This window comes from candidate division WOR-3 bacterium, assembly GCA_039801725.1.
GTDB lineage: Bacteria > Hydrothermota > Tepidihabitantia > Tepidihabitantales > DTDR01 > DTDR01.
This window is the reverse complement of sequence record JBDRVE010000049.1, coordinates 1-9487: the sequence shown is the minus strand read 5'-3', so window position 1 is coordinate 9487 and position 9487 is coordinate 1. Positions and strand designations below refer to the sequence as shown.

Here is a 9487-nt window from a genome sequence, read left to right as displayed (position 1 = left end):
AAGAGGAATACGAAGACGAAGATGAAGACTTTGATGAAGATTTTGAAGAAGAAGAGGAAGACTTTGATTATGAAGACGAAGATTTTGAAGAGGAAGATGAGGATTTTGAAGATGAAGATTATGAAGATGAGGAATTTGACGAAGATGAAGATTATGACGAGTAATATTTTCTAAATTAAAAGAAAGAGAAGAATGGGTCAAATCAATGTTCCCAAAGAAGGTTTACAGTTTGTCAATGAAGAAGGTAAAATCTTATTAGAAGTTAAGCAGACTGAAAGGGGTGGTGTGTTTTTTATCTATAATAGCGAAGGAAAGGTTGTGATTAGTATGTGGGCAGGAAAGGATGGTGGTGGATTAATGATTTTTAATAAAGAAGGAAGACCAATTGCTGAAATTGGTGCCTTAGAACAAGGCGGTATCTTCACCCTTTATGATAATAAAGGAAATGTGATTTTTGAAAAGTAATTTTTATTTTAGTAATTCTTTCAGAAAATCTACTGCTTCCATTAAAACTTAATTTTAAGTGGCTTAAGTAGTTAATATTATGAATGGGTTTATCAACTTCTCTTTCTTCTAACTCTGGAAATCTTCTCTTCTTGGTATGTTAGCAATGATGATTTTTTCTTCTTTTATCTTTGGAATAGATATAACGCTAAAGGGTACACAAAACTGACGACGAAGGATTTTAATCTTTCTAATACCAACTTTTAAAAATTGCTCTCATTTTTTAAGAGAAGGAAGATAGATTTTAAAATGTTAATTTCAGTTAACAAAATATTTGACATAAATGAAAGAAAATTTATAATATAGCATGCGACTTAAAATTTTGTTTGATAATGAGCAAAAAGAATTATTGGTGACTCAAGAGTATCGTCAATATTTTATTTCCTTTTTAAAAAATATCTTTGCCGGTACAAAAATTTATTTAAATCTGTACTCTCAAAAAGTTGTCAAACCTTTTACCTTTTCTGTCTTTTTAGGAAAGGATTTAATTCCTTTGGATGAAAAAAAGATAAAAATAAGTTTGCCAATAGAATTTCTATTTTCTACTGGCGACCCAGAAATTTTTTCTTACTTTTATAATGGCGTCTTAGATTTCAAAAAAGAAGAAAGGGTGCTGAATATTTCTCATAATTTTTTAAAAATCAAAAAGATTCAACTTTTTAAAAATATAAGAATTAATTCTTCAGCAGGGATTTTTAAGACTTTAGGAGCCGTAATTTTAACCGATCCCAATGCTTCGGCTAAGAATTTTCATAATTATTTTATTATTCCCAATGACAATTTAGAAAAATTTAATAAAATTTTAGAACTCCGAATGGCAGAAAAATACCAAAGGATAGTAGGGAAAAAAATTGATACCAGAATAATTTTCACTCCGATTAGCGATGAGGAATTGGCGATATTCATCAGACAAAGAAAAATTGACATCAGTTTTTCTCAACCAATAAAAGAAATAATAGTAAAACATTATAAGGGATATTTAAGAGGATTTAAAGGGATTTTTTATTTAGAAGCTCATCCAGAGATGTTACAATTTATTTATGATTATGGCTTAGGAATTAGAACTGGCCAGGGATTTGGAATGGTTGATTTACTCGCTCAAATATGAACTTTGGTAATCATCAAGAAAATCTGTTGAAGGAGTTAAATGGATTTGACCGAAAATAAAATTACTGGAACCCAAGTGGCTTACTTTATTATTTGTCCAAGAAAACTATGGCTTTTTACCCATCAAATTGAAATGGAAAAATATTCCGAGGATGTAGAGATTGGAAAATTGATATCGGAAGAAAGTTTTGAAAGAGAGCGCTATAAGGAAATTTTAATTGACGATACCTTAAAGATTGATTTTTTAAAATTGGGAAAAGAGATTATCATTAATGAAATAAAAAAATCCCGCAAAATGGAGGATGCTCATATATGGCAATTAAAATTTTATATCTATTATCTTAAAAAATTAGGCATCCCTTGTCGTTACGGAATAATTCATTATCCTAAACTTAAGAGAAAAATAGAAGTAGAGTTAAGTAAAAAAGACGAAGAAAAAATTGAAGATACGTTAAGAGAAATAGAAATAGTAAAAAGATTAGATAAAGTTCCAGCAGTAATTAATAAATCTTATTGTAAGAAATGTGCCTATTACTCTTTTTGCTTTATTTAAATCAAAATGGCAAGAAATTATTATATATTTAAGGGTGGTACAATAAAAAGAAAAGAGAACACTATTTTTATTAATACTAGTAAAGAAAGGAAAATCCTACCTATAAATGATATTGAGCAGATATTTATTTTTAGCGAAATGGAACTAAATACAAATTTTCTTAATTTTATTGCTCAAAATAAAATAGTCTTACATTTTTTTAATTACTATGGTTATTATTTTGGTAGTTTTATACCGCGAGAAGAAAATATTTCTGGAACTCTTGTTATCAAGCAAGCCGAGCATTATTTAATTCCTGAAAAAAGATTAGAACTTGCTAAACTTTTTGTTGAAGGAGCTGCTCATAATATGAAAAGAAACATTGAAAAAAGAGAGGGTTTTATAGAGGAAATAAATAAGATGAAAAGTTTAATAAGCAATATAAAAGATGCTGATAATATAAATTCTTTGATGAACATTGAAGCCCAGATAAAAAAAATCTATTATTCTTGTATTGAAAAAATAACCAATTGGGAATTTAAAAAAAGAAGTATTAGACCGCCAGAAAATCCTTTAAACGCTTTATTTTCTTTTGGTAATTCTTTGGTTTATGTTCAAGTATTAAAAAGTATTTATGAAACGCCATTAAATCCCACAATAAGTTTTTTGCACGAACCCGGGGTGAGAAGATTCTCCCTATCTTTGGATGTTTCAGAAATTTTTAAGCCCATACTATCAGATAGATTAATTTTAAGATTGATTGATTTAAAAATGATTAGAGAAGAACATTTTGAAACAAGTTTAAATTTTGCCTATTTAAATGAAGAGGGAAGAAAGATCTTTGTTAAAAGTTTTGACGAACAATTAGAAAATACAATTTTACACCGAAAGTTGAGGAGAAAAGTAAAATATAAAAATTTGATTTTGTTTGAACTTTACCGATTGATCAAACATTTATTAGGCGAAGAAAAATATCAACCTTTAAAAGTTTGGTTCTAATATGAAAGTGATTTTGGTCTACGACATTTGTTTAACAGAAAAAGGAGAACAAAAAAGGCTTGCCTCGGTAATGAAAATTTGTCGTAAATATCTTCATCATATTCAAAAATCAGTCTTTGAAGGCAATCTTACTGAAGCGAAATTAAAAAAAATGGAATTAGAAATTTTGCGTAAAATAGATAAAAATCGTGACAGCGTAATAATTTATACCTTTCCTGAGACTATTTCGTTTCAAAGAAAAATATTAACCAATGTCAAAAAGATAACAGATAATATTATTTGATTATCATTGACTTTATTATAATTTTTATTTACATTTAAAGTTGTTATTATGGGTAATAAAATAAGTTTCATTCCTTCCAATTGGCTTTATAATGCCAGTGTGATTGGATTTTTAAAAGTCTTAGAATCTTTTGATAAACACTCTTTTGAATTCAAAGATGGCGGAGAGATAGAGATTGATAGGGAAACAATTAAAAAATCTTATGAAAAAATCTTTGAATATCATAAGACTCATTTCGAGGAGGAATTCAAAATTTGGGGAAATAATAAAAGGTATCCTAATTATATTCAACCAAAACAAAAAGATTTCTTTGAAAAATATTATATAGAAAGTCTTAGTAATGTGAGAGAGGGTAATTCAAAAAAATGTAGTTGGTGTAGGGGGTATTTTCTTTCGGATGAGGAATTAAATTCATTAAAGAAAAAATTTTCAGGAAATTTTGAGAAATTTATAACCCAGAGAGAAATCTTTCAGGCTATTCATCTCAGAGAATTAGGAGGTGCTATAACCGAAATGCCAAATGCCTTTTGGAATCTAAAGTTTTCTCTTCCTATTTGTCATCTCTGTTCCTATTTAATAATTTTTCACCATTTCTCATTTTGTAAAATAGATAGAAATACCGAAATTTTTATTAATGCTCCTGATTTTCGGTTAATTTGGGATTTGAATAAATTTGGGGAAATTTTCGAAGAAAAATACGAAATTAAAGAAATCTTGGGTTTATCTCTTCTTAAATGGGCAGAGAGAAGAAAAGTATTGTTGGGTTCTTGGACAATTATGAATATTGAAGTAATAATTAAAAGGTCGGAGGGCGGAAAATTCTTCATTGATTATTTTGACTTACCCTATTCCATAACAAAAATTTTGCTTGATTATGAAATTGCTAATTTAATCAATCAAATTAATGAAGAAAAAATATTTGAGTTAATATTAAACGGAAAATTTACTGAATTAGAGATGGTAAATTATTATGTATTAAAAACTTTATTAAAATTAAAAAACAAAGAAAATATCTCCCAAAACGACCCGATTATAAAATATCTAAGCGAAGATAAGTATAAGAAAAAAGTTTATTTAGAAAAAATTGCTAAAATTTTACCAGAACTTTATGGAAAAATTTTAAAACACTTAGAAAGGGAGGTCAAGATGAATAAAAATATTGATAGATTAATGGAAAAATTAAAAGCAAAGGGAACGGAATTTTCTCAAAAAGAGGTTGGTAAATCAATAAATGATATTGCTTACAAACTTTTAGAACAGATAAGATTAGGAAATAAAGATAACGTATATTACTTACTTTTGAGATGTTTTGTAGCCAATAAGGAAAAGATGCCAGAAGAACTTATTGATGTTTTCAAATTAGAAAATGATAAATATTTTAAAACTTTAATATTTTCTTTTCTTGCTTCAATTTTAGGAGGTGAAGTATGAAAAAAGCAGTCACCATAACTATGTTGTTTGAAGCCGATGCATTAAACAGAGACGAAAAAACAGGAAATATTCTTTCAATAAAAAAATTGACAAGAGGATTTGGCGAAATTTATTCTTACATCTCCCGACCGGCAATAAGACATTATCTCTGGATTACTTTGAATAAAACTAATCCTACAAGATGGAAGCCAGCACCAGTAAAAAGAGAAGAAGGCAATGTTATTCAATTTGATATAAAAGATGATAATGATATTAAAGATTTTGCCGAGTTAGATATTTTTGGTTATATGACAACCCGCGGAGAAAAAGCAAAAACAAGAAAAGCATGTATCGGAATTACTAAAGCAGTTTCTTTAGAACCATGGAAGGGTGATATGGGTTTTTATGCAAACCACAATTTGGTGAGAAGATATACAAACCAAAATCCTGAAGAAAAACTTGAACCAAATCCCTATAATTGTGAAGAACATAAAACTCTTTATAAAGTTTCTTTCTCTTTAGATTGTGAAAAAGTAGGAATGAATGAGCGTGGGGAATTAGTAATTGAAGAGAGAGAAAAAAAGGAACGCATTTTTGATATATTAGATGCTATTTATAATGGACTTTATTATCATACCGGTGGTGAATGTCCCGGAATTGTTCCGCTTTTTCTTATTGCTGGTATTGTAAAATTACCAATCCCTGTCTTTCACACCTTTGTTGATATTGAATTTTATCAACAGAATAATCGACCGAAATTTAGGGTGAGGGAAGACCTTTTAAAAAACGGTATTGATAATGGCTGGATTGAAATGGAAGATAATAAAAGATCAATCTTTATTAATCCGCGGGAACCGGAAGCGATATCATCAGATTTCGTTAATAATTATTCTCTTAAAGATTGGGAGGAATTTAAGAAGAAAATAGAAGAATAAAGAATGGAAATATTAAGATTAAAAATTTTTCAACCCCACGCCCATTACCGAATTCCTTTTACTTTTTCCAGAAGACATACCTATCCTATTCCGCCTTATTCAACTGTTGTTGGATTTATTTGTAATCTTTTGGGAATAAAGAATCAAGAAGAAGAAAAATTTAAGAACCTAAAAGAAGGTCTATCTTTGGCAATTTATGGAAAGTTTGAATCCTTAACGAGAGAATATCTTTGGCTTAGAAATCTGGAAAAAAATTCTCATAAAGACCGCTTTGGTTCCGAAGATAAGAGAACTATCGACCATATACCAGAACATCCCGGCGGCCAAATGCCAACAAGAATAGACGTTCTTGAAAACGTAAAACTCATAATTTATATTTATCATCCTGATGAAAAATTTTTAGAAGAATTAAAAGAAACTTTTAAAAATCCTCAAAAAAGAGTTTATCCTTTACATTTGGGAAGGGCAGAAGACCTAATTTTATTTGAAGAGAAACCAGAAGAAACAATGAAAATTATAGAAGTTGCTGAAGATAAAAAAGAACCTTTTTATGGCCAGTTTGACTATTACACTTGGATTCCCCATCCTTCCTATTTGCTTAATAAAAATTTTTATCCGCAAGAATTTGAAAAATTCTTTACTAAAATAAAAGGAAGTTATCATTTTATTACTTCTTTTTACGAAATTAAAAATGGAATGAGAAATTTTAAGTATGTTCTTGTTAAACTTTTTGAACAGGGTGATTTTCCCTTTAATTTTGGAACTCCTTTTGAATTTTTAGCAGATAGGGAATTAAACATTCCTTTATTTTTTGCTAAAATAATATAATGAGTGAAATTTGGGCTAAAAGTAACGGAACACCTTTAAAAGAACACGTTAAAGATATTTTGGAATGTATTAATTATTTACCCTTTGATAAGATAAAAATTAATATTGATAAAGAGCTATTTGAGAAACTATTGAAGTTTTTAGCCCTTTTTCATGATATTGGAAAGGCCTCTCCTTATTTTCAGAAAGAAATTGGAAACCAAAATTTTCCGCTTAAAAATCCTGATTTTCCTCCCTTAAGACATAATATTCTTTCTCTCTTTTTTATAAATAAAGAGAAAATAAAGGAAATTTGTAATAATGACGAAGGCATATACGCTACCTTTCTTTCAGCAATTGCCTTTCATCATTGGAAAATTGATGAAAGAGATTATCTTTTATATTTAAATCCTGATTTAAAAAACACGGCAAGAAAATTATTAGAAAACTCATTAGGAAACCAAATAGTTGGTATATTAAAAGATCATTTTAAGGGATTTACTATTGATAATCAAATTATAGAAGATTTTATATCTTTCGATTATCATCTTGCTAAACATATTGAAAAAGAGGGGAATTTGATAAGTGCTAATATTATTCCTCCTTATTCTCTTTACTTTCTGCCTCAGAAATTAATTATGGAAAAAGAATTAAAAATTGATTTAAATTTATGGATTTTCCTTGCTGGCTTTTTGATGCGAGTTGACCATTTTGCTTCTTTTATGGAAAAAGAAGGAACTGTTAATCCTAAAGATTTTGAAATAAAACCTTCGGTTGAAAATCTTTCTGACAAATTAAAGAAAAATTTTGGCGAAGATTATTGGCAGAAGATTGTGAAGGATAAGGATAAGAAAAATCTTATTTTAATAGCCCCTACTGGTATAGGAAAAACGGAAGCCGCTTTTCTATGGGCAGAGGGGGAAAAATTCTTTTATACTTTACCGTACAGAGTTGCTACTAATCAAATATTTGAACGAACTTGTAAATATTTTAACACTTCTGACGATAATTCCGATATATTTATTAAAGGAAATGTTGGACTCCTTCATTCCGATGCTGACCTTTATCTAATTGAAAAGTTAGAAATTTCTAAAAAAACTTTTTGGGATGGAGAAAATTTGAAAATTTTAGAACTCTCTCGCCATTTTTCATTACCAATAAGTATTGTTACCGGCGACCAAATTTTTCCTGCTGCCCTTAAATATCCTACTTACGAAAAGGTATATGCTACTTTAGGGTATTCTAAAATTATAATTGATGAAGTCCAGTCTTATGACCCAAGAGCCTGCGCGATAATTATAAAAATGATAGAAGAGATGATTGACTGCGGTGCCCGATTTCTTTTGATGACCGCAACCTTGCCTCCTTTTATTAGAAAAAAGTTAAAAGAAATAATCTTAGAAGAGTCCCTTGAAATTATAGATTACTACCAAAAAATTAGTGATATTAAAAGACATAAAATTAAATTAATAAAAAAAGATATAGAAGAAGATAATACCATTGAAGAAATTATTAATAAGGCAAATAAAGGAAAAAGAATTTTGGTTGTTCTTAATACCGTTGAGAAAGCGGAGAATGTTTATAAAAAAATAATCGAAAAGATTAATTCCAATATTTTGGTAGAATTAATTCATTCCCGATTTACTTTAAATGAACGAAAAGAAAAAGAAGAAAAATTGACGAGAGAATTTTGTAATCCTAAAAGAGAAGACGAAAAGACGCCAAAAATTCTCATTGCTACCCAAGTGATCGAAGTTTCTCTTGATATTGATGCTGATTATTTGTTTACGGAAATTGCTCCTATTGATGTTCTTGTTCAACGAATGGGAAGGGTAATGAGAAGGGTAAATTTAATAGATGGAAAAATAAAAAATACGGGAAAGAATTTTAACTATACCGATTTTTATGAGAATAATGAAGAAAACATTTTAATCTATTATACGGAAGATAATGAAAAAATAAGAGAATCAGGAAAGGGAAAGGTCTACGAACAAAAATTGATTGAAAAAACTTATAAGGTTCTAAGAGAAAAAGGAGAGATAGGGGAAAAAGAAAAACAAAGTTTAGTTGAAGAAGTTTACAATGAAGAGGAGTTGAAAGATTCTGAATATTTGAAGAAATTCTACGATACTCTAAAAATTTTAGAAAAAGGATTTATTTCTGAAAATAAAGAGGAAGCCCATCAGATTTTCAGAGAAATTTATTCTATTCCGGTAATAATTATTGAAGATGATAAAGATAAAAAGATTAATGAAATAGTGGACAAGATAAATAATACATCTTCTATAAATTGGTTGTGGTTTAAAAAAGAAATAATTGCTCAATATGTAATAAATGATAATATGAATCGTTACCGGGAGAAGGAGATAAATAGTTTATGGAACGAAATAAAAGAAGAACTTAAATTAAATAAAAAAGAGAAAGATAAAATTAGGAATTATTGCGAAGGAATTTTTGTATATAAAAAAACGAAACAGGTTTATGAAACATATGGTTTATTTTAACAAGACCGGTGGTTTGACGCAAAATTTAATAAAAAATTTATATAAACTATTTAATTTCAAACACTTAAGAAAAGGTTGTAATCTACCAAAGAGGAATTTAAACTGCTAATGCCTTTTTTTTATCACCTTTATAAATAATACAAGTTGTAATCTACCAAAGAGGAATTTAAACAAAATTTTTAATATCATTTAACCAACGGGTAATACATAGTTGTAATCTACCAAAGAGGAATTTAAACCTTGCTATACACCTCAAACTCAATAACCTTAGACCAAGTTGTAATCTACCAAAGAGGAATTTAAACCTTGACAGAAAATAAATTTTTAGTTATAATAAAATGTGTTGTAATCTACCAAAGAGGAATTTAAACTTATTTATTTCTCTTTTTACAGAGGCTTTTAAGAA

General features: G+C 28.4%; 9 protein-coding genes and 1 CRISPR repeat array. All 9 genes read left to right on the top strand.

The window, feature by feature from the left end; all coding sequences use genetic code 11:
- The first annotated feature begins 192 nt into the window (after positions 1-192).
- The 9 genes from ABIK75_07885 (at position 193) to cas3 (ending at position 9081) form a co-directional block, all read left to right on the top strand.
- Positions 193-465 (top strand): hypothetical protein, encoded by a 273-nt coding sequence (locus ABIK75_07885; protein MEO0091007.1) that lies wholly within the window; start codon positions 193-195, stop codon positions 463-465.
- A 346-nt stretch (positions 466-811) separates the two neighbouring features.
- On the top strand, positions 812-1612 hold the full coding sequence (gene cas6 / locus ABIK75_07880) for a CRISPR-associated endoribonuclease Cas6 (protein MEO0091006.1): 801 nt from the start codon (positions 812-814) through the stop codon (positions 1610-1612).
- Between the two features lie 39 nt (positions 1613-1651).
- Positions 1652-2164, top strand: a complete 513-nt coding sequence (cas4, locus tag ABIK75_07875) for a CRISPR-associated protein Cas4 (protein ID MEO0091005.1) — start codon at positions 1652-1654, stop codon at positions 2162-2164.
- Between the two features lie 6 nt (positions 2165-2170).
- On the top strand, positions 2171-3142 hold the full coding sequence (gene cas1b, locus ABIK75_07870; GenBank protein MEO0091004.1) for a type I-B CRISPR-associated endonuclease Cas1b: 972 nt from the start codon (positions 2171-2173) through the stop codon (positions 3140-3142).
- Position 3143: 1 nt separating this feature from the next.
- Positions 3144-3425 (top strand): CRISPR-associated endonuclease Cas2, encoded by a 282-nt coding sequence (gene cas2 / locus ABIK75_07865; protein ID MEO0091003.1) that lies wholly within the window; start codon positions 3144-3146, stop codon positions 3423-3425.
- A gap of 48 nt (positions 3426-3473) precedes the next feature.
- Positions 3474-4856: a type I-B CRISPR-associated protein Cas8b1/Cst1 gene (gene cas8a1 / locus ABIK75_07860; protein MEO0091002.1), complete on the top strand. Its 1383-nt coding sequence runs from the start codon at positions 3474-3476 to the stop codon at positions 4854-4856.
- Entirely contained in the window at positions 4853-5770 is a 918-nt protein-coding gene (gene cas7i, locus ABIK75_07855; GenBank protein ID MEO0091001.1) for a type I-B CRISPR-associated protein Cas7/Cst2/DevR, read from the top strand. Before cas8a1 ends, cas7i begins: the two co-directional genes overlap by 4 nt.
- A 3-nt stretch (positions 5771-5773) precedes the next feature.
- Complete coding sequence (gene cas5b, locus ABIK75_07850; protein MEO0091000.1) at positions 5774-6598, top strand: type I-B CRISPR-associated protein Cas5b; 825 nt, start codon at positions 5774-5776, stop codon at positions 6596-6598.
- Entirely contained in the window at positions 6598-9081 is a 2484-nt protein-coding gene (gene cas3, locus ABIK75_07845; GenBank protein MEO0090999.1) for a CRISPR-associated helicase Cas3', read from the top strand. The genes cas5b and cas3 overlap by 1 nt, the downstream gene beginning before the upstream one ends.
- 74 nt (positions 9082-9155) lie before the next feature.
- Positions 9156-9452: direct repeats of the CRISPR family, unit length 29 nt; unit sequence GTTGTAATCTACCAAAGAGGAATTTAAAC.
- Positions 9453-9487: the final 35 nt, after the last annotated feature.

Bases quoted from the DNA above. Each gene is read 5' to 3' on its own strand.
- cas2 (MEO0091003.1), top strand. From the start codon at position 3,144: ATGAAAGTGATTTTGGTCTACGACATTTGTTTAACAGAAAAAGGAGAA.
- ABIK75_07885 (MEO0091007.1), top strand. From the start codon at position 193: ATGGGTCAAATCAATGTTCCCAAAGAAGGTTTACAGTTTGTCAATGAA.
- cas3 (MEO0090999.1), top strand. From the start codon at position 6,598: ATGAGTGAAATTTGGGCTAAAAGTAACGGAACACCTTTAAAAGAACAC.
- cas1b (MEO0091004.1), top strand. From the start codon at position 2,171: ATGGCAAGAAATTATTATATATTTAAGGGTGGTACAATAAAAAGAAAA.
- cas5b (MEO0091000.1), top strand. From the start codon at position 5,774: ATGGAAATATTAAGATTAAAAATTTTTCAACCCCACGCCCATTACCGA.
- cas6 (MEO0091006.1), top strand. From the start codon at position 812: ATGCGACTTAAAATTTTGTTTGATAATGAGCAAAAAGAATTATTGGTG.
- cas8a1 (MEO0091002.1), top strand. From the start codon at position 3,474: ATGGGTAATAAAATAAGTTTCATTCCTTCCAATTGGCTTTATAATGCC.
- cas4 (MEO0091005.1), top strand. From the start codon at position 1,652: ATGGATTTGACCGAAAATAAAATTACTGGAACCCAAGTGGCTTACTTT.
- cas7i (MEO0091001.1), top strand. From the start codon at position 4,853: ATGAAAAAAGCAGTCACCATAACTATGTTGTTTGAAGCCGATGCATTA.